The 25990-nt window shown below is 37.4% G+C and carries 23 protein-coding genes; 17 read left to right on the forward strand and 6 right to left on the reverse strand.

Features of this window, described 5'->3' with window-relative positions; translation table 11 throughout:
- Positions 1 to 85 precede the first annotated feature (85 nt).
- Genes DRF60_RS03485 through DRF60_RS03500 form a run of 4 tightly spaced genes read right to left on the reverse strand, consistent with a single transcriptional unit; the run spans position 86 to position 3002 of the window.
- A complete protein-coding gene (locus DRF60_RS03485) occupies positions 86 to 706 on the reverse strand; it encodes an alpha/beta hydrolase (protein ID WP_116010814.1) in 621 nt (206 codons plus the stop codon).
- Between the two features lies 1 nt (position 707).
- On the reverse strand, positions 708 to 1661 hold the full coding sequence (locus DRF60_RS03490) for a VOC family protein (RefSeq protein ID WP_116010733.1): 954 nt from the start codon (positions 1659 to 1661) through the stop codon (positions 708 to 710).
- Between the two features lie 55 nt (positions 1662 to 1716).
- Positions 1717 to 2013, reverse strand: coding sequence for a GNAT family N-acetyltransferase (locus tag DRF60_RS03495; RefSeq protein ID WP_116010734.1), 297 nt, complete (start codon positions 2011 to 2013; stop codon positions 1717 to 1719).
- A 56-nt stretch (positions 2014 to 2069) separates the two neighbouring features.
- On the reverse strand, positions 2070 to 3002 hold the full coding sequence (locus DRF60_RS03500) for a ring-cleaving dioxygenase (protein WP_116010735.1): 933 nt from the start codon (positions 3000 to 3002) through the stop codon (positions 2070 to 2072).
- Positions 3003 to 3222: 220 nt separating this feature from the next.
- Here DRF60_RS03500 and DRF60_RS03505 point away from each other — a divergent pair, with 220 nt between their 5' ends.
- From DRF60_RS03505 to DRF60_RS03590, 17 genes are all read left to right on the forward strand, one after another.
- On the forward strand, positions 3223 to 3699 hold the full coding sequence (locus DRF60_RS03505; RefSeq protein WP_116010736.1) for a Dps family protein: 477 nt from the start codon (positions 3223 to 3225) through the stop codon (positions 3697 to 3699).
- Between the two features lie 54 nt (positions 3700 to 3753).
- The gene (locus tag DRF60_RS03510) at positions 3754 to 4449 is read left to right on the forward strand and encodes a LytR/AlgR family response regulator transcription factor (RefSeq protein ID WP_116010737.1); all 696 of its coding nucleotides are present in this window, start codon (positions 3754 to 3756) and stop codon (positions 4447 to 4449) included.
- A gap of 258 nt (positions 4450 to 4707) precedes the next feature.
- Complete coding sequence (locus DRF60_RS03515) at positions 4708 to 6921, forward strand: hybrid sensor histidine kinase/response regulator (RefSeq protein ID WP_116010738.1); 2214 nt, start codon at positions 4708 to 4710, stop codon at positions 6919 to 6921.
- Between the two features lie 22 nt (positions 6922 to 6943).
- Positions 6944 to 7492 (forward strand): antibiotic biosynthesis monooxygenase, encoded by a 549-nt coding sequence (locus DRF60_RS03520; protein WP_167443698.1) that lies wholly within the window; start codon positions 6944 to 6946, stop codon positions 7490 to 7492.
- A gap of 310 nt (positions 7493 to 7802) precedes the next feature.
- A complete protein-coding gene (locus tag DRF60_RS03525; protein ID WP_116010740.1) occupies positions 7803 to 8360 on the forward strand; it encodes a hypothetical protein in 558 nt (185 codons plus the stop codon).
- A gap of 51 nt (positions 8361 to 8411) precedes the next feature.
- On the forward strand, positions 8412 to 8855 hold the full coding sequence (locus DRF60_RS03530; protein ID WP_116010741.1) for a lipocalin-like domain-containing protein: 444 nt from the start codon (positions 8412 to 8414) through the stop codon (positions 8853 to 8855).
- 28 nt (positions 8856 to 8883) lie between these two features.
- Complete coding sequence (locus DRF60_RS03535) at positions 8884 to 9852, forward strand: NAD(P)H-quinone oxidoreductase (RefSeq protein ID WP_116010742.1); 969 nt, start codon at positions 8884 to 8886, stop codon at positions 9850 to 9852.
- A 22-nt stretch (positions 9853 to 9874) separates the two neighbouring features.
- Positions 9875 to 10552, forward strand: a complete 678-nt coding sequence (locus DRF60_RS03540; RefSeq protein WP_116010743.1) for a YoaK family protein — start codon at positions 9875 to 9877, stop codon at positions 10550 to 10552.
- Between the two features lie 280 nt (positions 10553 to 10832).
- A complete protein-coding gene (locus DRF60_RS03545) occupies positions 10833 to 11879 on the forward strand; it encodes a cupin domain-containing protein (RefSeq protein WP_116010744.1) in 1047 nt (348 codons plus the stop codon).
- A gap of 25 nt (positions 11880 to 11904) precedes the next feature.
- On the forward strand, positions 11905 to 12606 hold the full coding sequence (locus DRF60_RS03550) for a YoaK family protein (RefSeq protein WP_116010745.1): 702 nt from the start codon (positions 11905 to 11907) through the stop codon (positions 12604 to 12606).
- Positions 12607 to 12610: 4 nt separating this feature from the next.
- Complete coding sequence (locus DRF60_RS03555) at positions 12611 to 13072, forward strand: redoxin domain-containing protein (protein ID WP_116010746.1); 462 nt, start codon at positions 12611 to 12613, stop codon at positions 13070 to 13072.
- A gap of 3 nt (positions 13073 to 13075) precedes the next feature.
- A complete protein-coding gene (locus DRF60_RS03560) occupies positions 13076 to 13594 on the forward strand; it encodes a DsbA family protein (RefSeq protein WP_116010747.1) in 519 nt (172 codons plus the stop codon).
- Positions 13595 to 13952: 358 nt separating this feature from the next.
- Entirely contained in the window at positions 13953 to 14774 is an 822-nt protein-coding gene (locus DRF60_RS03565; protein WP_116010748.1) for an alpha/beta fold hydrolase, read from the forward strand.
- A gap of 1091 nt (positions 14775 to 15865) precedes the next feature.
- Positions 15866 to 16828: an alpha/beta fold hydrolase gene (locus tag DRF60_RS03575; RefSeq protein ID WP_116010749.1), complete on the forward strand. Its 963-nt coding sequence runs from the start codon at positions 15866 to 15868 to the stop codon at positions 16826 to 16828.
- Positions 16821 to 17402 carry a YdeI/OmpD-associated family protein gene (locus DRF60_RS03580; RefSeq protein ID WP_116010750.1) on the forward strand — a complete coding sequence of 194 codons (582 nt, stop codon included), beginning with the start codon at positions 16821 to 16823 and terminating at the stop codon, positions 17400 to 17402. The genes DRF60_RS03575 and DRF60_RS03580 overlap by 8 nt, the downstream gene beginning before the upstream one ends.
- A gap of 1149 nt (positions 17403 to 18551) precedes the next feature.
- A complete protein-coding gene (locus DRF60_RS03585; RefSeq protein WP_116010751.1) occupies positions 18552 to 22031 on the forward strand; it encodes a hypothetical protein in 3480 nt (1159 codons plus the stop codon).
- Positions 22032 to 22101: 70 nt separating this feature from the next.
- Positions 22102 to 22629, forward strand: a complete 528-nt coding sequence (locus tag DRF60_RS03590; RefSeq protein ID WP_116010752.1) for a hypothetical protein — start codon at positions 22102 to 22104, stop codon at positions 22627 to 22629.
- A 580-nt stretch (positions 22630 to 23209) separates the two neighbouring features.
- On the opposite strand, the gene DRF60_RS03595 is transcribed toward DRF60_RS03590, so the two are convergent.
- Together DRF60_RS03595 and DRF60_RS03600 are read right to left on the reverse strand one after the other, a co-directional pair.
- Positions 23210 to 24121, reverse strand: a complete 912-nt coding sequence (locus DRF60_RS03595) for a carbohydrate kinase family protein (protein WP_116010753.1) — start codon at positions 24119 to 24121, stop codon at positions 23210 to 23212.
- A gap of 153 nt (positions 24122 to 24274) precedes the next feature.
- The gene (locus DRF60_RS03600; RefSeq protein ID WP_116010754.1) at positions 24275 to 25972 is read right to left on the reverse strand and encodes a RagB/SusD family nutrient uptake outer membrane protein; all 1698 of its coding nucleotides are present in this window, start codon (positions 25970 to 25972) and stop codon (positions 24275 to 24277) included.
- Between the last annotated feature and the right edge of the window lie 18 nt (positions 25973 to 25990).

Raw genomic sequence — 25990 nt, forward strand, 5'->3', positions numbered from 1 at the left:
GTGTCGCGCTTCAAACAGTGGGAATTTTTTAACGGATTAATTTTAAATTTTCTTAACGCTTCAGTTTCCTATGTCGATTTTAATTCTATTTAAAAACAATAGAATTCGCCAATTCAATTTCCTCTTGATTGATAGAATGTCCGAAATTAGCGTAAACTTTTTCTGTCACATCAGCATTCATTTCCTTCAGAATATTCGCTGTTGCATACACTCTTTCCACAGGAACGTGGAAATCCGGATTGCTTGTTCCCAGAAAAATCGGGGTTTGAGCAAAATCGCCTTTGTAATTTTCACGGTTGATTTTATCGCCAATCACGCCACCGATAATTGCCACTGCTCCACCATATTTCTGTGCATTTCTTGCCAAAAATTCCAAACTAAGACACGCGCCCTGAGAAAATCCGAAAAAGTAAATATTCTCAGCTTCAATCCCCGCATCCAAAGCCATTTTCACAGTTTTTCCAATAGTTTCAATGGCAGATGACAACCAAGGTTCGTTTTGCTCAACCGGAGCGATGAAGGATAACGGATACCAACTTCCATTGGTTGCTTGAGGCGCCAACAAAGCATAATCTTCTACATTCAAATGTTGGGCTAAGCTCAGAACATCCTGTGCATTTCCTCCTCTTCCGTGAATCATTATTAAAACTTTTTCTGCTTCATTCAATGATTTTCCGCCTGTTTTTATATCTAAAGTGTGACTCATTTTATCTAAATTTTTCTGTTGGATAATTAATTTTTGGAAGAACATCTATCAAATGTCCTCTGTTTTCTTCAAACTGCTCGGGCAACATCAAATCTTCGCCTAATGAAGCCAATTCTTCATCAATGTCAAAACCGGGTCCCGAAGTAGCGATTTCAAACAAAACACCGCCGGGTTCTTTGAAATAAATGGAAGTGAAATATTTTCTATCTTTAACTTCCGTATGCTGCAAACCGAATTTATTCAGTCTTTCAATCATCTCCAATTGTGACTGCGCATCGGGAGTCGAAAAAGCAACGTGATGCACGGTTCCTCTTCCCGCCAAACCTTTCAGAGAATTGGGAGCGCAAAGCAAATCGACATATTTTCCGGGTTTATCTTCCGTTCCAAATCTGAATCTGTCAGAGCTTTCAGCAATCAGTTGATGGTCCATTTGTGTGATCAAAAGTGCAGCAGTTTTTTCGTAAGCATCTACCCAAATCTCAACGTGATGGAAACCTTTGATGGCAAAATCTTGCGGTATCAATCCGTTATCATACCCTTTTCTGTCATCTTTCTCATTAAAAACCAATTCCAAACCGAGTCCGTCAAAATCTTCCAGATAAATAAATACTTCACCCGAAAACCTTTGCTGAGCCTGTTTGTAAGGAATATTGAATTTATCCAGACGTTCCAGCCAATAATCAAAACCCTCCATCGAAATGGAAAAAGCCGTTGTGTTTAACATTCCTTTGCCGTGTCTTCCGTTCGCCAAACCTTTTCCGTAAGGGAAAGTCGTCATAATCGTCCCCGGTGTTCCGAATTCGTCCCCGAAATAAAAATGATACACTTCAGAATTATCGAAGTTGACGGTTTTCTTGATTAATCGAAGTCCCAAAACTCCGGTGTAAAAGTCTATATTTTCCTGTGCATCGCCTGTGATAGCGGTGACGTGGTGAAGTCCTGTGATAAGTGACATTGTAGTTGATGGTATTTGGTTGATTGTTGATGGTTTGGTGTTTGGTCTTCAGATTTTATGCTTCTTCTTTAAACCAAACATCATTGTATTCTTCGGGATTGCGTTTGAATTGTGCGTGAACATACGGACACAGCGGTACAATTTTCAAATCGTTTTCTCTGGCGTAAGAAACCAATTGATTTAATAATAATTTGGCAAAACCTTTTCCGGCATATTCTTCATCAACTTCTGTATGATAAACCGTTAATTTATCTTTGATGACCGAAATATCCATTTTCCCTGCTTTTTTATCGTCTGAGAAAAGCTGAATTTCGCCTCTCACATTTCCTAAAACTACTTCTGTTCTTTCCATTGTAATATTTTTTTCTTTTTGCTAAATTAGGTTGTTAAATAGAAAAAAGTGATGACTTATGATAACTTCGGCAATACCTCTTCGATTCTTGCACGTAAAGGTTCGTGTTGTTTTGGAAGTTTTAAATTGGTTCCTAATTCATTCAAAGGTTCATCAACCGTGAAGCCAGGATTATCTGTTGCGATTTCAAACAAAACACCGCCCGGTTCACGGAAATACAATGAATAGAAATAATCTCTGTCTATTTTTGGCGTGATATTCAATCCTGCAGACAAAACTTTTTCACGGAATTCCATTAAAACATTATCATCTTTCACTCGAAAAGCAACGTGGTGGTTGGTTCCTGCCGCATTTCTTCCTGCTAAAATCTTATCGTTTTCAATAATGTCAACAAGGTTTGCCGTTTCAATCGCATCAGTTGCAAAACGATATCTTTCATCTTCCTGTTTTTGTAAGTCGTAACCAAAAATATCGGTTAAAACTTTGATTGTCGGATCAGCTTTTTTCAAAGTCAAAGTGATATTATGAAAACCTTTCAAAGCATTTTCATCTTTAATATCATCGGTTGTCCATACTTTTCTGTCATCAGGTCTTGAAGATTCGATGAACTGTAATTGTAAACCGTCAGGATCTTTGAATGAAATCAGTTTTTCACCAAAAATTTCGCCTTCTTCAAAGTTTACATTAAACTGCTGAAATCTGTTTTTCCAGAATTCCAAACTTCCTTTTGGAACTGAATAACCGATGTGTGTTGCCAAGCCAGAACCATTTGTTCCTTTACCAATTCCTTCCCAAGGAAAGAATGTTAAAATTGTTCCGGGAGTTCCTTCTTCATTTCCGAAATAAAAATGATACGTTCCCGGGTCGTCAAAGTTGACGGTTTTCTTTACCAATCTTACGCCTAAAACTTGAGTATAAAAATCTAAATTTCTTTTTGCGTTGTCTGCAATTGCTGTAATGTGGTGCAGTCCTAATATTCTATTTTCCATTTTGTTGATTGTTTAATTTTGATATGACAAATTTATGGCAGTTAGAAATCCTGCACATTTAACTAGTTTAATAAATTCATTTTTTGTTTAAAATATTAATGAAACTTAGTTTAGCCCACTCAACGACTCATTTTGCCTATTCAACGAAAAACCTCTTAATTCCAAGACATTCCGACTGAACTTTACATCATCAAAAAAGAACAACTTAAATCTTAAAATTATGAAAGCAAACATCGGACTTACAGAGCAAAACACAGAAGCTGTTGCAGAACAATTGGCAAAACTTTTAGCCGACGAAACAGTACTTTACATCAAAACCAGAAACGCCCACTGGAACGTGACCGGCGATAACTTTCACGCCAACCATATTTTCTTCGAAGAGCACTACAAACAGATTGATGAGTTGATTGACAGCGTCGCAGAACGTCTAAGAAAAATCGGACATTACGCACCAGCAACTATGAAAGCTTATCTGGAATTAACGCATCTTACCGAATACAGCGACAGAACAAACGACGGATTGGGCTTTATGAAGGATTTACTGAAAGACCACGAAAGTATTATCGATTTTCTAAGAGGAAACGTGACGCCTTTTGCCGAAAAATACAAAGATTACGGTTCCAGCGACTTCATCACAAGCCTGATAGAAACACACGAAGAAATGGCCTGGATGATTCGTTCTTACTTTAGAAATTAAACAAAATAAGAAAAGGAATAATTATATTTGTGTCAACCATAATAAACTATCCCTATGAAAGCCTTGATTGTTGATGACAACGATATCGCAAGAACCACGCTCGCACACTTGGCAAAGCAGATTCCCAATCTTACAATTGTCAGTGAATATTCCAACGCGATTGAAGCTTACAATCATTTGCAGAACAATCAGGTAGACTTGATATTTTTGGATATCGAAATGCCGGAAATGACCGGAATCGAACTCACCAAAAACCTTTCTGGGAAAGACATTATCATTATTTTCACCTCATCCAATAAAGATTACGCACTTGAAGCTTTCGAACTGAATATCGCAGATTACATCCTGAAACCCGTGATGCCTGCGAGATTTTTACAAGCCGTCAGCAAAGCGCAATCGATTTTGGAAAGCAGAAAAGAAGATGTAGAAGTCACCAAAGATGAGTTTCTTTTCGTGAGAGATTCCAATATCACAAGGCGTTTGAAGCTCGACGATATTTTTTATGCGGAGGCAATGGGCGATTATGTAAAATTCTACACAAGAGAAAAAATGTTCGCCATCCACGGCAAGATGAAAACGGCCGAAGAACGTTTGCCAAAAGATGATTTTATCCGTGTTCATAGGTCTTACATCGTTTCTGTTGGCAAGATAGACACGCTTCAGGACGGCGGAATTATGATCAACGGAAAATTCATTCCCGTTGCTGATGCTTATCGAAAGGCACTCAATACGAGAATGAATGTTTTTTAATGTATAAATAATGATTTGAGCAGCTTAATCCGCCTTCCGCTCCCAATATTTTTTGCAGACGATTTCAGTCTAAATAGAACTTGAGAACAAGCAAAAAAGGATTTCCGCTCAAGTCGGGCTGCGACAATTCGATGTTCCAATTCGAATGTAAAATTCCCCTCCCTTGGAGGGGTGGCGAAAATTCAAAGAATTTTTGACGGGGTGGTTTTTAACAATTCTAAAGTGGTTTTCAACAATTCAAAATAAGTACAGACACTTATGAAAAAAATATCCTCAGTAATGGGAAACAGACGGTTCAGTTATTTCATCATCCTCACATTCATTGCGGGTTCTCTCCTATTGATAGCGGTTCAAATCAATTCAGCTAAAAATACCAAAGAACTCATCAAAAATAACAACCGACTTCTCAACGAATTGCGTTCCAGCAATCATTTGCGTGAAATCGACCGGGATATTCTGGGGGTTGAAAGCAGAATCCGAGCTTCTATTGCGACCAACGACACGACTCATCTCGAAGGAATCGACCAAAAAATAAATCAGATAGAAAACTTTCTAGACTCACTTTCCAAAGACAATTCAGACGATGTTGAAGAAAAGCTGATTCACAGATTGAGCGTTCTCGCAATGGAAAAGAAAACGACGAAGGATAAATTGCTGCTCCGTTATCACACCCTTGGAAATATGAATGACAACACTTCCATTGCCAATCCGAGAGCCAGAAAAATTTCAAACGAAATCACGTCCATCACTGCTAAAATTTACGAAAGTCGAAAACTCCATATGGTTGACCTCAGCAAAGAAACTGAAGCGATGGGACAAAAAGCGAGATTGTATGATATTTCTCTATTGATTCTTTTGATTTTAAGCGGTTCCATTGTTGGTTATCATATTCTTCGCCAATTTAAACGTCAGCGATTATTGATTCAGGAATTGGATGTTGCGGAGAAAAAAGCATCGGTTGCCGCACAAACCAAAGAAAACTTCCTTGCCAATATGAGTCACGAAATCAGAACGCCTTTGAGCGGAATTTTGGGCTTTACCAACCTTTTGCAGAAAAGACCTTTAGATGAAACTTCGAAAGAATTTGTCTCATCCATTCAACGTTCGGGAGAAAATCTGATGGCGATTATCAATGATATTTTAGACTTATCAAAAATCGAAGCCGGAATGATGCGCATTACCAAAGGCATATTCAGCATTAATGGATTGGTAAATTCGGTTGAAACATTTTTCGTAGAAAGAGCCAAAGAAAAAGGATTGACGATTTCCAGCAAAATTGACACTTCGATTCCTGACACTTTGAATGGTGATGCCACGAGACTGACTCAAATTCTGGTCAACCTCATCGGAAATGCCATTAAATTTACGCATCAGGGAACTATCAATATCGAAATTTACAATAAACAACAGACCGAAAATGAAGTCGTTGTCGGCTTTAAAGTTTCTGACACCGGAATCGGAATTGATAAAGAAAAACTTCTTGAAGTCTTTGAAAGATTTAATCAGGGTGAAGATTCTACGACCCGAAATTACGGCGGAACCGGTCTTGGTTTATCAATTGTGAAAAGTCTGATTCAGTTGCAGAACGGTGATATCGAAGTCATCAGCGAACAGGGAAAAGGCACGACTTTCCATTTTTATATTCCTTACACAATTGCAGAAGAACAGCTGAATGTAGTTCCGAAAGTTGATACCGATTATTTTAAAGATAAAACAAACGCGCCTTTGAAGGTTCTAATCGTTGATGATAACGCTATCAATCAAAGTCTGATGAAACATCTCCTTTCACAATGGAACATTGATTTTGAAACTGCAAACAACGGTCTGGAAGCGGTAGAATTTCTCAGAAATAACGACTGTGATTTGGTTCTGATGGATATCCAAATGCCACAAATGGACGGTTACGTTGCCACGCAAACCATCCGTGAAGAACTGAAACTGAACACGCCCATCATCGCAATGACCGCACACGCTTTGGCAGGCGAACGCGAAAGATGTATGAGTCGTGGAATGAACGAATACATTTCCAAACCGATAAAAGAAGATGAATTATTCAAATTAATCTCCAATTTCGGATTAAAAGAAAACGAAAAAACGGGAACAAAAGCTGAAGAAATCGTTTCTAATTACGAGTTCATCGACCTTACTTATTTGAAGTCTATCAGCAATGGCGACAAGGATTTTGAAAGAACCGTGACACAACAGTTTTTAGATAAAGTTCCCACTCATTTACAGCAACTGAAATTAGCTTATGAAAACAAGGATTTTAAATTGCTGAAATTGAGAGCGCACGATTTAAAATCAAGTGTGGCAATAATGGGTTTGCTTCCTTTGTTAGAGGAAAAATTAGATATTTTAGAATTAACAACCGAAGAAAATCCAGCATCGCAACTGGCTTTGGAAGAGGTAAAAGATGTTTTACTGAAATCTTTTTTTGAAGCTAAATTATTTATGAAATCCATCGGTAACTAAATTAATTAAAACCAATTTTATTATGGAAAATCAAGGGGCATCTGTTGTTATTTCACATCATATTCTAGATGGAAAACAAGAGGAATATGAAAATTGGTTAACTGAAATCGTTCCTTTGACCAAGCATTCAAAAGGTTTTATCGATTGGCAAATTATAAGACCTATTCCCGATTTGACGTTTGTTTACACGGTTATTATCAGATTTGATACCATTGAAAATCTAAAAAAATGGATGGAATCTGACACCAGAAAAAAACACATCGAAAAAGCTAATTCATTGTTCCGAAAAAATGATAATTATAAAATAAAATCCGGTCTTGATTTCCTTTTTGAAACTGAAAATCAAACCAAAGTTCCCGTCCGATGGAAACAATTTTTAGTAACCTGGTCAGCTATTTATCCTCTGTCATTATTGGTTCCGTTCGTAGTTCTACCCTTTTTAAGACTCTTAAAAATCCCTGCGAATCATTATTCAGACGGACTTTTGATTTCAGGCTGTATTGTTTTTCTGATGGTTTTTGCTGTAATGCCGAATTATACAAAACTGATTAGAAGATGGCTTTTTAAATAATATCAATCAACATCAATTTAATACCTAAGAATCACTGTGCATTACAGTGATTCTTCTGTTTAGAATAAAGGTACTTTTCACTTTTGTCATTCCGCAGGAATCTAAATTATTATTTTAAATATTTTGCTGAGATTCCTACGGAAAAACAAACTTTGAGTTTAATTACTTCATTGTCTTTATTCAATAAATCATAACACTTACTCAACGACAGTTTCCGCCTGTTCATCGAACACCAATTGATTTTGCGCTAGGTTGCTTGTAGCTTTACAACATCAAATTAACATATACAAACAATTAAACTTTAAACATTATGGAAATTATTCAAACACCAGAAAACGCATTGTCTCACTCTACAGTTACAGCGATTATCAATGCCCCAATCGAAAAAGTAAACATCGCAGATTGGTTACTTAATCTTCCCGATGCTGAATATCAAAGATGCTCAACGCAGCATATCGGAGCGGCCATTTCTACTACTTATGATGGTGAACCGGTTTCTTTAAACGTTGAAACGATTGGCGATGCTTTGATGGTTCAGCATTATGTTGCGGATGTTTATCGTCCTGATTACTGCAGAATGTTATCTATTTCAGATTCTATCACCAAAGGCGGAAGAACAAAAGTTCAGGTTTTATGGGAACTGAAAGCCACAAAAATTGATGACAGCACGACTTTGTACACCAACGAAATCCACGCAACAGCCACTCCCGAAATGTTCAAATACCTGAAAGAACACAACGTAAATCTTGCTGATGCCGCTGCTTCCAGACAAGCCGCTTCTGATGCCCACAACCACGAAGAAACGCCCAACTTTGCAAAAAGCATCGAAAACAAAGCGTTGACCGGAAAATACAATCAACCTTTCTAATTCAAAAAACATAATGAGCGTATTTCGGTACGCTCATTTTATTTTAAAGTTATGGAAACACTTTTTGAAAAACTTATAGGAACCTGGACTTTGGTAGAACTTATTGAAGTTCCTGTCAACGGTGGAGAAATCACGCATCCGATGGGCGAAAATCCGAAAGGACTGATTATTTACAATCCTGATGGTTATATGTCGGCACAAATTATGGATACGCACCGTGAAAACTTTCATCAGGAACACTGGACCAATGCCACGCCTGAAGAATATACACAGGAAGGCTCGACCTATCTTGCGTATTCGGGACCGTTCAAAACGGATGATGACAAACAGCTGGTGAGCCACACGATGTACCTCTCACTCTTTCCCAACTGGACGGGGCAAACGCAGAATAGAATCGTTATCTTTAAAGATGGTTTTCTGCATCTTGAAAGCGAGAAACCGTTCACCAGCAATTCGAGGTTGGTGACTCACAAACTGACTTGGAAGAGAGTTTGAAATTAATCTGATATTAAAATTTAAAAAAATGAAAGCAATCGTTATTAAAAAACCTGGAGGTCCTGAAGTATTGAAATTGCAGGAATACCCTACTCCCGAAATATCCGGAGACGAAGTTTTAATCGAAGTGAAAGCTGCCGGGCTCAACCGTTCCGATGTTTTTCAGCGTGAAGGCAATTATCCTGCACCAGAAGGTGCTTCTGCTGAAATCCCAGGTTTGGAAGTTGCCGGAACTATCGTAAAATGCGGACCCGATGTCGTAGATTTTACCGTTGGAGACAGAGTTTGTGCACTTCTCGCAGGTGGAGGTTATGCAGAATATGTCGCTGTGAGAGAAGGCCAATGTTTGCCAATTCCTGCAGATTTAAGTTTTGCTGAGGCGGCGAGTTTACCGGAAACTGTTTTTACGGTTTGGTCTAATGTTTTTCAGAGAGGAAATCTTCAACCTGGGGAAACCCTTTTGCTCCACGGTGGAAACAGCGGAATTGGAATCACAGGAATCCAGATTGCTCACGCATTGGGTTCAAAAGTGATTGTAACAGTTGGTTCCGATGAAAAAGGTCAAAAATGTCTTGAACTTGGTGCAGATTCTTACATTAATTATAAAACCCAAAATTTTGAAACTGAACTTCAAGATGAAGGTGTCGACGTCATTCTGGATATGATTGGCGGTGATTATCTGGCCAAAAACATCAACATTCTAAAACCTGAAGGCAGATTGGTTCACATCAATGCGGTAAGTGGCAGTCACGTAGATTTAGACATTTGGAAAGTAATGACAAAGCGTTTGACTGTCACAGGTAGTACTTTGAGAAGCCGGGAATATGAATTCAAAAAACAGTTAGCCAAAGAGATTCAGAAAAATGTCTGGCCATTGATTGAATCAAAGAAGTTCAGACCTGTTATTTTCAAAACATTTCCTTTCTCAGAAGCTGCGGAAGCACACCGATTGCTTGAAGACAGTTCGCATACAGGAAAGATTATTCTTGTGAGATAGCAAAAATTTAAACTGACAACCAATGAAAAGAGATGCGGTCTTCTATTCGTCGTTGATTATGGTTTTCAGTGCAGGTTTTGTGGACACAAGCACTTTCACCGTCGCAGATGGATTATTCTCTGCCCATATTACAGGGAATTTTGTGGTTTTTGCGTATAAATTATCGAACCATCCGCAATTGCGTGATTTTATCAATCTCATCAGCTTTCCCGTTTTCATACTGGCGGTCATATTAACCAGAAAAATGAATAGCCTTTATAAAAATGAAAAAGGCATATTTGCATCCATCGGTATATTTTTGATTGTTGCAGGTTGTATCGCTTTTTTATTAAAACAAAATCATATTGAAACAGGTTTTGTGTATCATTCTATGCTGATGCTGATTGTATTTTCGATGGGAATCCAAAATACGGTGACCCGTTTGTACGCCAATTCTGCTTTTGGTCCTATGACGGTAATGACGGGCAATGTGACCAAAGCCATCCTTGATTTTTTCTCTTATATTTCTACGCAACATACCCTTGAAAAATTAGTAGAACTAAAGAAATCATTGGTACTTCTGACAGGTTTTTTGGTTGGATGCATCTTTGGCGCTTTGATTTCTGCTCGTTTCGGCTTGGTTTCTATGTTGATTCCAGGTGTTTTGATTTCCGTTTTCTTCACGGTATCTTCAAGAAAAACATCTTTATCCTTACCATAAATTTTTGTTTAGTTTAAATAATCGTCCTTCTCAAGTCAAATTGGGAAGGATTTGTATTATTAAAATCAACGGAAATCGATTTTAGTAATCAGTAAAATCAAATCGAAAGTCTTTTATCTATCGCCTATTTTCTTTACTCTAAAGAACCAACTACTCCTTTCAAATTCCCACCGACTCATTTTGCCCATTCACCGAAAACCACTTCAAAATCCTTTGCTTCCGGAGTAGCTTTACAGTAGAAATAAAGACAAATTATCATTCATCACAAAAATTTATCATTATGAATACTGCATCATTAAGTTTCAAATACGAATTAGAAAAAAAAGAACCTAGAACCAACGACGGTGGAACGACTAGAGGTGCTTCTGTAAAAGATTTCCCTGCTTCTATAGGCATTGCAGGAGTTTCGATGAGACTGCAACCGGGAAGTATGCGCGAACTGCATTGGCACGCTAACGCTGCTGAATGGGCTTACGTGATTTCGGGAACAGTTCGAACGACAATCATTCATCCTGACGGAAAAAGTTATACTGATAATTTTGAACCGGGTGATGTTTGGTATTTTCCAAAAGGGTACGGTCACTCGATTCAGGCGACAGGAACAGAAGAATGTCATTTCATTTTGATTTTTGATAACGGTAATTTTTCTGAAGACCATACATTCAGCGTGACGGATTTTGTTTCATCTGTACCGCCTGAAATTGTTGCTCAAAATTTAGGTTTAACTTTAGAAGAAGTGGCGGCTTTGCCTCAAAAAGAAGCGTATTTCGCTGCAGGCATTGTTCCGGACGAGATGTCTTTCGTCGCTGAAGCTCGTCCGAATGAATCTGACATCGAATTAACTAGTTTTCACCGTTATCCTTTGCATTCTCAACAGCCGAGAATTGTTCCGGGTGGTGGTTTACAGAGATTAGTAACAAGTAAAGAATTTCCTATCAGCAGCACGATGTCTGGTTCTATTTTGGAATTGCAACCGGGAGCTTTGAGAGAAATGCACTGGCATCCGAATGCTGACGAATGGCAATATTTTATTTCTGGACAGGCAGAAATGTCGGTTTTCTTGGCAGAATCTACTTGTATTACAGAGCAGTTCAGAGCAGGCGATGTTGGTTACGTTCCAATGGGAGCCGGACATTACATCAAAAATACAGGCGATACCGTTTGCAGAATTTTGATTGGCTTCAACAGTGGAAAATATGAATCGATTGATTTGAGCGAATGGCTGGCCGGAAATCCTAAAGATGTTGTGGTAACGAACTTTGGCTTGAAAGAAGGTGAAATTGAAAAATTTCCGACTGAGAAAGTTTTCATTCAGCCTGAGAAATAAGATTAGAATTAAATCTCTCTAAATAATGGATAATTCTGTCATCAAAACAAACAGTTCCGTTTCATCTGATTCGATTAAGATGCAAGAGAGATTGGCGATATTTTTAGCTTTGATTGCAGGATATATTGATGCAACAGGATTGATTCAATGGAAAACGTATGTCTCTTTTATGAGTGGAAATACTACTTCACTGGGAGCCGGCATTTCAACAGGTAAATCTGAAATCATTATTACATCAGTTACAGTCATAAGTTGTTTTTTATTAGGAATTTACGCCGGAACCTGCCTTTCATTATGGAAGAGGATTAAGAACCAAATATTAACATTTTATATAGTTTCCGGAATTCTCATTTTCTATACGATAATTGCTTATTTTTATGATATTAATAATTTGTCATCCATTTCAGTTATCGGATTTTCGATGGGAATGATGAATACGATTGTGACTTCAGTAGGAAACCAAAAGGTAAATACCGATTTTGTGACAGGAACTCTGAACAGTCTCGCAAAGAACACTGCAATGCTGACGATGACAGATGATAAAACGGAAAAAGAAGAGTATAAATCTAACGCCATCCATCTTTTACTGTTGTGGATAGGTTTTTTGTCCGGTGCGTTTATCGCTCCTTTCCTACTCGATTATTTTGGAAAATGGACTTTGATGATTCCTGCCTTATCACTAATGATTTGCGGATTACTGATTTCAAAAATTAACTTTAAAAACTAATACTATGTTACAAAAAAATGATGTTGCCCCAGATTTTACTTTGTACGCAACGCCAGACCAGAAAATTACACTCTCGGAATTTAAAGGCAAAAATGTCATCCTCGCTTTTTATCCAGCAGACTGGAGTCCTGTTTGCAGCGATCAGATAGCTTTGTATAATGAAACTTTGAAGTTTTTCAAGAAATATGATGCAGAGATTTTCGGCATTTCCGTCGACAGCAAATGGTGCCATCTGGCATTTTCCCAATCCAGAAATTTACATTTCCCTTTGTTGGCAGATTTTGAAGCTAAAGGCGAAATCGCAAAACAGTATGGCGTTTATGATGATGAAGAAGGTGAATGTAAACGCGCGTTATTCGTAATCAATAAAGACGGAATCATCGAATGGAGTTATCTGTCACCAACGGCCATCAATCCAGGAGCAGACGGAATTTTAGACGCTTTAGAAACCCTTAACACAAAATAAATTATGTCACTAAAACCGAACGTCAGCCAAGCTGACCACACACAAGGCAACTTAGAAGCCGACCTTGTGATTGTAGAATACGGAGATTATCAATGTCCATATTGTGGTGCTGCTTATCCGGTTCTGAAAGAATTGATGAAGGAATATGGAAGTCAAATCAAATTTGTTTTCAGAAACTTCCCATTGTCTGAAATGCATCAATATGCTAGACCAGCAGCCATCGCAGCGGAAGCAGCCAATCTTCAGGGGAAATTCTGGGAAATGCACGATGCGATTTATGAAAATCAAAGAGATTTGAATGAGAACTTACTGATGAAGCTTGCGGAACAATTAAAACTGAACATTCCGCAATTTCAAAAGGATTTGGAAAGTACAGAATTGGCAGATAAAGTTGATTCAGATTTTGAAAGCGGTATTATGAGCGGCGTGAACGGAACACCTTCTTTTTTTGTGAATGGGAAGAAATTCGATGGTGGCGCGGAAGATTTGTTTGAGCTTTTGAGGGAAAATACTGAAAACTAAACCACAAATCGAAGATTCGACGGAGTCAAAAGGCACAAAAGATTTTAAACACTTAAGTAAATGTAAGTTCCTTTTATAACGTAAATAAGAACACTTAAGCTAATTTCTGAAATCAAATTGTGTTTTACACCGAATCTGCAGCCCGACTTGAACGGAGCTCATTTTTTGCTGGGGATTTAGCTTGGAAAAAAATAGCGGGAGTGGAAGGCGGAAATAGCTGCCCAAAATAAAAATTATCAAAAATGTACGATATTAAACTAGATTAACGAGAAACGAATTGAACCATCCTACATTTGCTAAAGAATTAAGACAACAAAATATTAAAATAAATTAATCACAACATTAAAAAAATTAAATTATGAGCACACTAAAATTAAAAGACGGAACAGAGATTTTTTACAAAGACCAAGGCGAAGGACCAACTTTGATGTTTCACCACGGATGGCCATTGTCATCAGACGATTGGGACGCTCAGGTAATTTTCTTCTTACAAAGAGGTTACAGAGTAGTGACGCACGACAGAAGAGGTCACGGCCGTTCCAGTCAGGATATTTATAATCACACGATTGAACAATATGCTTCTGATGCAGCTGAATTGGTTGAATTTTTAGATTTGAAAGATGTAGTTCACATTGGTCACTCAACTGGTGGTGGCGAAGTAATCCGTTATGTGAATAAATATGCAAACGGAAGAGCGAAAAAAGCAGTTTTAATCAGTGCAGTTCCGCCAATTATGGTAGCGAGTGACAGCAATCCTGATGGTGTTCCGATGTCGGTTTTTGATGGTATCAGAGACCAGACTTTGAACAACAGACAGCAGTTTTACATCGATTTGACTTTTCCTTTCTACGGATACAACAGAGAAGGTGCAGATGTGAAAGAAGGCGTTCAGAGAAACTGGTGGAGACAGGGAATGATGGGTGGAATCGTGGCTCATTATGACGGAATCAAAGCGTTTTCTGAAACTGATTTCACTGAGGATTTGAAGTCAGTGGATATTCCAGTTTTAGTTCTTCATGGTGAAGATGACCAGATTGTTCCTATCGAAAATTCTGCGATAAAATCTGCAAAACTGTTAAAAAACGGAAAGTTAATTACATATCCTGGTTTCCCTCACGGAATGCCAACTACGGAAGCAGCTACTATTAATAAAGATCTTTTGGAGTTTATTGAGGCTTAATATCAGAAATATATACAAATGAAAAGGGAATCAAAATTGATTCCCTTTTTTTATTTAATCGTCACATAAGTTGGTCTTACTCTTCTAATCTATAATACTTTAAAATACTATCATATCAGGAAACAAAGGGTTTATATACCTTTCAAGTTAATAATAATCTTTTAAAACTAAAATTAAATTTGAGGAATTTTCCCTAAATCTTCAACCAAATATGCTTACAAGAATAATAAAGCCAACTAAGGATTTACTATTCTAATTCGCAATAAACCTAAATTAAAGGAAGTTATTTGGTAAAAATGAGTTTTGCAATTCTTGTTTAATCTGGCTTAAAAGAACCAAATCCTCTATAAAAGTGTTTGAAGATACACTCGTCTTGTCACTGAAGGAGACAACTATTAAATAGTTGTCTCTTTTTTTTACCCATAAATATCTATTTGTCAAACTTTTACAATCTGACTTTTTGTGTTCGATATTTTAAATGTAAAATGCTCAGCCTGCTTGAAATAAACATCCTGAAAGTACTACAGTAGGCTTGTAATCTACAATCATTACGTGATCGAAATCTCCTTAAGGTTAAAGCTTTTTCTCTCTTTTGGCTTATTGTCGTTTTTGCTATTAAATATAGTAATTCCAATATAATTTTAGCTTCCTTCTCATTTACCTGAACTCCATTCTTAGCTAAAAGAATAATTGCTTGTTCATCGTCATTAAATAGTGTCTACTGATGATTAATTTAATTGTATCTATATAGGACGACTGAAAAGTAAAATAGCCTTAAAAAATTAAAAAATAATTATAACAAGCAATATATACATTGGTACAATCTTTCCAAGACTGTTATTAGATTACGACTTTATAAGAAAAAGTTAATATTTTGGACGTGTCTATGCCTATATCTTTTACCGAGCAAAAGGATGCTGCTCCTATCATTCACGTATAGTATTTTCTTTCTGTTCGTAAAACTTGAACCGCAACACAAGTTTACAGAAATTTTTTGATAGTTATCACTAAAGGACTTTTGACTACTGACATCATGTTGTCATAAACCAGACTTAAATTTGTTTCATAATTATTTATTAAACAATAAAAGCATGAGAGACATACACAGTACAGCATCCAATCAAACCGAATTTCCAAAGCCTACTATGATTTCAGTTAACAATGTGGTATTAGAAGTATTTGAAGCAGGAAAACAAAATTCAGACAAACCGATTGTTCTCTGTCACGGTTTTCCAGAACACGCATTTTCTTGGCGTTATCAGATACCAGCTCTTGTTGCAACAGGTTATCATGTCATTGTCCCAAATCAACGTGGCTATGGTAACTCATCTTGCCCAACCGAAGTAACTGATTATGATATAAAGCACCTGACTGGTGACCTTATTGCTCTACTCGACTACTACGGATACAAGGATGCCACATTCGTCGGTCATGACTGGGGTGCAAATGTTGTCTGGAATCTGGCACTATTGTATCCTAAACGGGTCAATAAGATAATAAATTTAGCTCTGCCCTATCAGGAGCGCGGAGAACAACCATGGATTGAATTTATGGAAACCATATTTGGAGAAGACTTCTATTTTGTTCATTTCAACAAGAAAGTGGGAGTTGCAGATTCTATAATGAATGAAAACACACCTCAATTCCTGCATAACATATTTCGCAAAGATGTACCTCCCGCTCCACCTGCTTCGGGAATGCTAATGATAAATCTTGCAAGAGCAGAAAAACCTTTTGGGAAGCCCCTAATGGAAAACAATGAACTGTCTGTATTCGTTTCTGCCTTTGAATTATCTGGATTTACCGGAGCTATAAATTGGTACAGAAACCTTGATAGAAACTGGCACCTGATGGCGAACATAAAGCCAATCATTCATCAGCCAACTCTGATGATATATGGAGAACAGGATACGATTCCAAAGTCTGAAAACCTGAAAAACATCGTTCCTAATCTGGACATTGTCAGTTTAGATTGTGGTCATTGGATTCAGCAGGAAAAACCGGAGGAAACAAACCTTTCAATTTTAAATTGGTTAGCACAACAGAATGCATAATAAGGAAATTGGAACATATAGCCCACAAAGCCAAACAGATTGGAGACAATGGTTGGAAAAAAACCATCAGTCCAAACAATCTGTTTGGCTTGTCTTTTATACAAAAAAGTCAAATATCCCTTCATTAAGTTGGAGTGAAGCCGTTGATGAAGCTCTTTGCTTCGGTTGGATTGACAGCACAAGGAAAAAGATTAACGACATTTCGTTTATGCAGTTTTTTAGCAAACGTAAACCGAAAAGCAACTGGTCAAAAATCAACAAAGAAAAAGTCCAGCAGCTCATTAGCAACAAAAGGATGACAAAAGCGGGTTACGAAAGTGTTGAGATTGCGAAACAAAACGGATATTGGACAATCTTGGATGAAATAGAAGAAGTGATAATTCCGAACGACTTAGAAATTGCATTCGAAAAATATAATGGTTCGAAAGACTATTTTCTAGGTTTGAGCAAATCAACAAGAAAAATAATATTGAGCTGGATTATCCTCGTCAAAAAACAGGAAACCAGGCAAAAGCGCATAGAGGAAGTTGTAGAAAGTGCAGCACTGAATCTTAAACCAAAACATTTACGATAGAAAAGGCTCAAACGGGTAACTATTAATAAAGACTAGATGAAATTGAGAAAAGTTGATTTTTTTGTTTTATTTGATTCAAATTATAAAGGTGATGATATATTTAAATGTACCAAATAACAACAAAGAGTAAAATGTTATACTGTTCTTAATTCTGCTTATGATTAATGAACAGTAATTGCTTGAAAATATGACATATTACATTCAAATATATCATTACCCTTCTTTTTTATTATATCAGTCTGTACCAATACTCGTACAGACTGAGTAAATAACTTACATTCTCAAAGCCTGCTAATAAAGACTTTCATCATTTTCAGATATCTTTTCTCTAAAAGAACATTAAACAACTCTTGAGAATATACTTTATTTTGGTACAATATATCTAAACTTTTAATTCTACAAAGTACACCTTTTCAAAATGCAATTTTTTCGGATATACATGTAATACATTCTGAAATTACCACCACATCCTCTCCCTTTAATGCTTTTATTTATATAGTTTTGCCTCAGAATTCTAAAAAACAATGATGTTTTTTCAAACTTCTTTAAAATTTCAGAATCTGATAAAAAATAGTCAGTTTAATACCATTTTTAAAACAAACTGACATACCTTCTTCAGGAGTGGAATATTGAAAATTTATTAAAAACAAAACACATCAAGATGCCTTTTTTAAATTTCAAGAACCGGCATTTTTCCCATGAGGAAAAAAATATAACAAATATTGCCGTAAAATACTCAATACCAGCAACATGGAGTAAATTGACAGACTTCACATATAAGCCTTATCTACAATCTATAAATAATAACCCTATTGTGGATAAGAATCAAAGATGTCAAGCCTTTATGAATTATACAGTTATTAATTTCATTAATAGAATCCCATTCAACCCAATTGCAAAATACAGGTTCTGTACTTGAATATTATACCCCAATAAATTGAGTACAGGAAGTAGTAGTTGCAATACCGTCAAAACATAAAATCCTAATAACCCCCACACGGAGCTTTGAACAAAGCTTTTGAGAACATCAAATTTTATAATGAGGTAATCTATATTTTCAACTCATCTAATAAAAGTAAAATTATAGCTCTCAAAAAGCCCTCGTAGGTATTGGTTGCTATAGCACTAAAAATTTTAAAAAACCAGATTATGCAAAAAAAAATCACTTTTTTTTGGGTATTTTTCCTGTGCTTCACAGTACACGTTGTTGCACAAACATACCCAGGTGGAGTATCTCCCTCAAATATGACTGTTTGGCTTCGGGCTGAAACCGGATGGACACCTTCTTCCTGGACAAATCAAGCACCGGCGACACCCACGGGAAGCAATGCATTTACTAGCATTGGACTGTATGCTCCATCCGGATCCCAACCAATTCTTAATCCCTTACTTGCAAATTTTAATTTTAATCCCGCAGTACAGCTTACTAATAACGGATATCAATTGGATGGAAACGGGCTTACCTCCTTTTATAGCTCAGCGACAAGCAATACTGCACAAATCACTTATTTTGGCGTATCAGATGTCGCAGGTTTTGACTTGATATCTAATATCTATTCTAATATAACAGCTGCACCATGTGGAAATAACCGTTGTAATTCTGGGTTTAGGTATAATAATGTTCAATTTGGAAACAGCTCTGTATCAGCTAACTACCCAACAACACAGATCAATAATATTGGAGCAGGACAACGAATAAATGATACTAACAGAAGTAGCTTTATAAATGGACTTAAAACAAACACAACAGGTTCTGCTTCATTGCTAAATTCAGGCACCTATTCTTTTGCAGTAGGGACATGGGGAAATGGCGCTTATTTTGTAAATGGTAAAAGCATACCGGAAATAATCTGGTATAAGACAGCATTAAGCGATTCAGATCTGAATAAAGTCAACAGTTATCTTGCTCTCAAATATGGAGTAACCCTAGGCACCTCTGCAACAGCAGCCCAAAATTACACTGCAAGCGATGGTACTGTATTCTGGAATACCACAACAGCCACAACAGCTTACCGTTACAATATTTTCGGGCTGGGCAGAGATGACAATTCCGCAGGAATACATCAGAGAATATCACACTCTGTTAATAATTCCGGTACAACCACTACAGCAGGACAATATCTAACAGTATCTACCAATAATAATTTTACAAGCCAGAATACATCTGTAAACCATCCTGATATTTCCAATGATTTACAATTTATTATGTATGCAGACAATGGTGGAGACTATACAGATTACAGCACTCCTTTTTCCTCTCCGTCAATAACCGGAATAGGAAAACGTAACAGCAGAATATGGCAGGCACAGGACACCAAAGGCTTTGGTGTATTACATTATCAATTTAACAACATTCCAGGCGGTCACAGTAATTATTATATAGCAAAGTCAGATGATCCTTCGTTTACTTCTAACGTAACTGTTACGCCTATTACGGTTACGGGTGGCACAGCAGAAATACAGATGGATCTGAATAATCAGGGTACAAACAATGGAGTTACTTATTTCACTCTTGTAGTAACAGATATGCCTCCTTGTTCAGATATTGATTCAGATGGAGATGGCATTGCAGACTCATGTGACTTGGATGATGATAATGATGGCATTCTGGACGTCAACGAGTGCCCTCCTTCTGCCGATCTTATTACTAACGGTACCTTTATAAACTCGAGCGCATGGTATGCAAATAACTGGGTAGTAGGAAGCAGTTATACCTATGCTTATATTACGTCGGACGGCAACACTCCAAATACCAACATTCTTACTCAAACGGTAAACGGCTTGACCCCGGGATCTGTTACATTAAATTTTTCAACTCTTTTCTTTAACGGGGGTAACCAAGAGAAACTGGATGTTTATTTAGGTAACATCAAATATGTATCTTTCGTGAGTTCCGCAGGAAACGGCAATGTAACCGTAACCCCGGAAAACGGCGCTACTGTGAATATGACCCCATTTCCGGAATCATCTTCCTGGAGTGATAGTAATTGGAAGAATATACAAATTACATTTCCATATACCTCCACAGAATCTACACAAGTATTAAAATTTGATGCTTATACAATAGGAAGCGGAGACGGAGATGATATAGGAATAGATGATGTAAGTCTGAATATTCAAGGTTGTGATACAGATGGAGACGGTATACCTAATGCTCTTGATCTGGATTCTGATGGAGACGGATGTTATGACGCCATAGAAGGAGGTGATAAGGTAATTGCAACACAGCTTAACAGCAATGGTAGTATTAATAGTGCTGTTGATGCTCAGGGAGTTCCGGTGTTGGTAAACCCTGGCGGATTGGCAGACAGTGATGATGTTCAGGGACAAAGTGTTGGAGGAGCAATTGATCCTGCTTTAAACCTTTGTACAGATAGCGATGGCGATGGTATTCCTGATGTTGATGATCAGGATGATGATAATGACGGAATATTGGATATAAATGAATTAGCATGCCTTAATCTAAATACTATACAACCGACTTCTACTGGGGCCATTGTTACTTATCCTAATACAGGAATACCTTCGTTTACTTCAACTTATACAGTTTCAGGAAACAGTTCTGCTGCTTATACATACACAACCAATATGTTTGGTTATTCCGGCACTGCGGTAGCTGTCAACACTAATTCAGGAAATCCCACAATAACAGTAGATTTCAACCGTCCTGTTTATAACCTGGATTTAGCGCTGGATGATGTAGACAACAATGAAACTGCCACACTCTATTTATATGATAAAAATGATAACCTTCTAACAGGATCTAATATTTCGAATTATATAACATATATGGGTGATTTACAAAGTGTTTCCTATCCAAACGATCGAAGTATTGTTGTAACCGGGAAAAACGGAAACCTCTCAAACCTGGCAGGCGCTGTAAGAATTACATACACCGGAGACATCGAAATTTCCCGCATCGTTTATACACAGATAGTTGGAGGCTCTGCTGCCAACAATGGTTTATTCCTTATGCACGGTTGTGTAGATAAAGATACCGATGGAGATGGTATATGGGACAGATTAGATTTGGACAGTGATAATGACGGTTGCCTGGATGCTTTAGAAGGAGACGAAAATGTAACCAACAGCCAACTGGTTAATGCCGGTGGTACGGTAACAGTAGGGATAGGATCTACCGCATCCAACCAAAACCTTTGTGCAAACAATTCATGTGTGGATTCTCAGGGAGTTCCTACTGTAGTCAATGCCGGTGGTGCAGCAGATATAGGAGGAGACACTGGCCAGGGAATCGGAGACTCTCAAAATGCAGCTGTTAAAGCTTGTGATGCTTACTGTTACAAATCCGGAGCTACAGCAACTCCAGGAAACCCTGCACTGATAAGCAAGGTTGGAATTACTTCTCTGGACAGATCTCAGGCACAGGCTGATAACTGGCCGGCAGTACGTAACGGAGCATGGCTGGTATTGGAAGCCAAAACAAAAGGTTTCGTTCCTAACAGAATAGCATTTGACGGTACGGGAAATCCGATAGGGATAAATCCTGCTCACTTTACTGAAGGAATGATGGTATATGATACAACTAATAAATGTCTTAAAGTGTATACTATTAAAGATGGTTCGAATTTCGGATGGTACTGCATCACTACACAAACCTGCCCGGATTAAATAAGGAAAAAGAGCAGCAGTATATGATCTGCTGCTCACTACCTGAATCTAATAATTTAAAATAGTTATAATGAAAAAAATCATTTATATTTCAGTGTTTGTCGGCTCTTTTGCAGGACTAAAAGCACAAGTGGCAATAAGTAAAAGCGATGTTACCAATAGCTCTGTTTCACTGGAGTTTGGAGATGATGAAAATAAAGGCATCATTCTTCCCTATGTCACAGATAAAAGCGGAATTACCGAAAACGGAAGCATTATTTACGATGCCTCGGATTTTAAAATCAAATATTTAAAAGACACAAATATCTGGTTTGATCTTAGTGTAGACACAACCGGAACAGCAAATCTGGATATTCAAGGGAGTGATAAAGCAGAGCAACCAGGAGCAAAAATATCTGTTGTTTCTACCGGAAATCCAGATAATTCAACTAAAGGAATACTGGTACTTGCAGATACGGACAAAGCTATGATATTACCAAAGGTAGCCAGTCCTCATTTGAATATCATCAATCCCAGCGCAGGGATGATGGTTTATGATACTACCAAAAAACAGCTGGCTGTCTATAATGGTACTGTATGGTCTTTCTGGAAACCTTAAACTCATTTTAATTATATTTTCATAGAATTTTATCCCCAATTTAAAATAAATTTATCCGGATTGGGGATTTTATTTCAATATTATATTTGAATGAGTTTGTTTAAGCGCTGCTTCAATTAAAAAACCATTAGAAAGTCTACAAAGAATTAACTTTTAGGGTAAAAATTTCTGACCTTTTTGTAGTGTAATTTTCATCTCTTGTGTTTGTGAAAATCACAAAGATCTTTTTAATCAATTACAGAATATAAATCCTATTCTTTAACTTATGTTAAATCCTTATGATCAATAACTTAAGCATTTAAAAGCTTAAACTAAAAAATACCTTTATTCCCTCATTTTTGCAGTAACTCCTCTTATTTCTGAGAGGAGTTATTATTGAAAAGATACTTTAATGTATCCATTTAATTCCAGCATCGCTTTTATGGAAAAACAAGCGAAGGTTTAATCCAAACAAAGACCTTCACTCTACTTTCATAAACATCAATTGCTCGTACATTAAAGTATATTATCGCCTAAAAGAAAACTCCCTTGGTTACGGGAGTTTCTTTGAATATCGGAATATTGGAGATTTATTATTAAATCAATAAGCGTTCTGTTTCAGAAACACATCGATTTCAGAACTTTCTATTTTAGGATTTGCACCAGAGTAACTCGCTACCAAAGCACCGACGGCACTGGCAAAATTAAGGGCTTCATCCGGATTTTGATCTGAAAGCAGTTTTGCAATCAGGCTTGCCAAAAAAGAATCTCCTGCTCCTACTGTATCTGCTACTTTCACAGGATAACCTTCGTGTCTGTATAATTGATCATTCCACAGTAGGATAGAACCGTGTTTTCCTAAAGTTACACAGATTGCTTTAGTGTTTGTTTTTTCTGATATAAACTTGATATTTGACTCCAGGTCTTCAGATTCAAATCCCATCCAGGCAGAAATCTCCAGTATTTCCTCGTCATTGAATTTAATAAAATCTGCCCTGTTCATAAGCTTTTCCAGAAGCTGAATATTGTAAAATGGTCTTCTTAAATTCACATCAAAAACTTTAAACATTGTATCATTGGAATCTAATAGGGAGAAAAGCGTCTTTTGGGAAACCTCATTTCTGCAGGCGAGGCTTCCATAGAAAAAGACATCAGCTTCTTTTACGGTATCTATTATTTTTTCATCAACACTAATAAAATCCCAGGCAGAAGGAAATTTGATCTCATACGTTGCAGAGCCACGCTCATTTAAAGAGACCTGAACAATTCCTGTGTCATATTCCGGAGAAACAATGATTCCGGCAGTTTCAAGAGCATTTTCTTTGGTGTAATCCAGAATTACCTTTCCGTCTTCATCATTTCCTACGGCACTGATCATTGTCACAGGAAAGCCATACGAAGCTGTTCTGAGAGCCAGATTGAGAGGCGCTCCGCCAATTTTCTTCTCTTGTCCAAAAACATCGAAAAGTACTTCTCCAAAACTTATTACATTAATTTTCTTATTGATAAACATTAATTGGGATTTTTGATATTGATATTACTGAATGAACTCTCTGAAGAACTAAAATACTCCATTTTTAATTAATAATATAAGATCCCTCGAATTGGAATTCATTATATAAGCCATTATTTTGTTTTTGAATATCGTTTTCATTCGTATCTTGTTTTAGTATCCGTTATTTTGTTTGTACAGTCCCTGACTGAAATTAATCTGAGCCAAAGGAATCGGGCAATATTCCTCAATTCCGTGGTCAAATCCTGCCTGAGAATAGTAAGACCGTTTTGTTTTTTCGCTGGAATAATAAGTATTCATTGTTCCTGCGGTAGTTCCCCATCTCACAAGGTCGAAGAAACGGCTTCCTTCCATTGCAAACTCCATTCTTCTCTCCCATCGCAACGCTTTTCTTGCAAAATCCTGATTCCAGGTACAGTTTACGCCTGGTTCATATTGGTTGATGAGATTGTTGGTGGTGTAGCTTCCAGTCAAAACCGTACTATTGGCAGCTCGCTGTCTCACCTGATTGATTAATGGCAACGCTTCGTTGATTTGTCCGAGTTCAATTAAGGCTTCGGCTTTCATCAGCAAAACATCGGAATATCTTATGATGATTCTGTTTTTGGAATTTCCGTAAAAAGGGTCTACATTCACGGTACAGCCACATCCTACAGGTACATTTTCCTTTAATGAAGAATAATATCCATAAGTTCCCGGACTTCTGCTCCAGCTTTCCTGAAAAATTTTGTTCTCTTCATATTTCCAAGGCAGTCCGGGCAAGGCAACAGTGTGATATAATCTAGGATCTACCTTGTAACTGTTCAGCTGATTGTAATTCAGATCTACATCGTTAAAAGTATCGAACATCGGTAATCCCTGCGGTGTCGTTTTGAATGCGTTCACCAGATTCTGGCTTGGCTTATGAAAATCGCAACATCCTAAACCTTGTGGTACAGAAAGCATATCACCGAAATTAAGCCTTCCGAAAAGCGTTCCGTCATTGTCAGAATATTGAATGGAAAAGACTGCCTCCGGACCGTTTTCGTGTGTTCCCGGAAGGAAATTATACCCGAAGTCAGGCTCCAAAGTGTAATTTCCGATTACCTGATTGGCAGCATCAATAGATTTCTGAAGGGTGAGCGGATTTACCTGCGTTACCGTATAGTTATCATCCTGCTCATACGCCTGATACAGCCTTACTTTAGCAAGATAGGCATAGGCAGCGCTTTTCTTTGGTCTTCCCACTTCCGACTGTGTTGCAGGAAGATTAGCGGCTGCGAATTCAAAATTAGAAGCAATAGCCTCCCATAACTGCTGGTCTGTCTTTGCCCTGTTTGAGATTTTCGGATAATCATCAAGCGGTGTATTTTCATCTACATAAGGCACATATTTAAATAACGTTTTCAGCAAAAAGTAGTAATGTCCTCTTACGAAATTCATCTCGGCAATCCTCTTTTGCTTGTTCGGATATTCGGAATCTGAAAGCTGCTTAAGTGCGGCAATCGCTTTGTTACATCTGGAAATCCCTACATAATTGAGATACCATAATCTGTCTAATTCACCAAAATCCGAACGGACGTTATTTGAAATTTCAAAAAAGTGAAAGGTCTGGATATCATTGGTTCCGCTTCCTCCTTTGTATGCATCATCAGAACGAACGTTTCCATAGGGCCAAAGGCTGAAAGGGGTATCATAATGGTCGTTTCCGAGAGATGCATAGGCCGCAACCACAAAACCATCCACATTCTGAGGCGTTACCACATCGGCTTCCGACAGGACACCTCTCGGCTCATTGTCCAGAAAATCATTGCAGGAAGTGGTTCCCAGCAAAAAGGCAAAAGCGATTGTTAAAAGTATATTCTTTTTCATTTTTTTATTATTTAAAAA

Source organism: Chryseobacterium elymi (assembly GCF_003385495.1).
Lineage (GTDB): Bacteria > Bacteroidota > Bacteroidia > Flavobacteriales > Weeksellaceae > Chryseobacterium > Chryseobacterium elymi.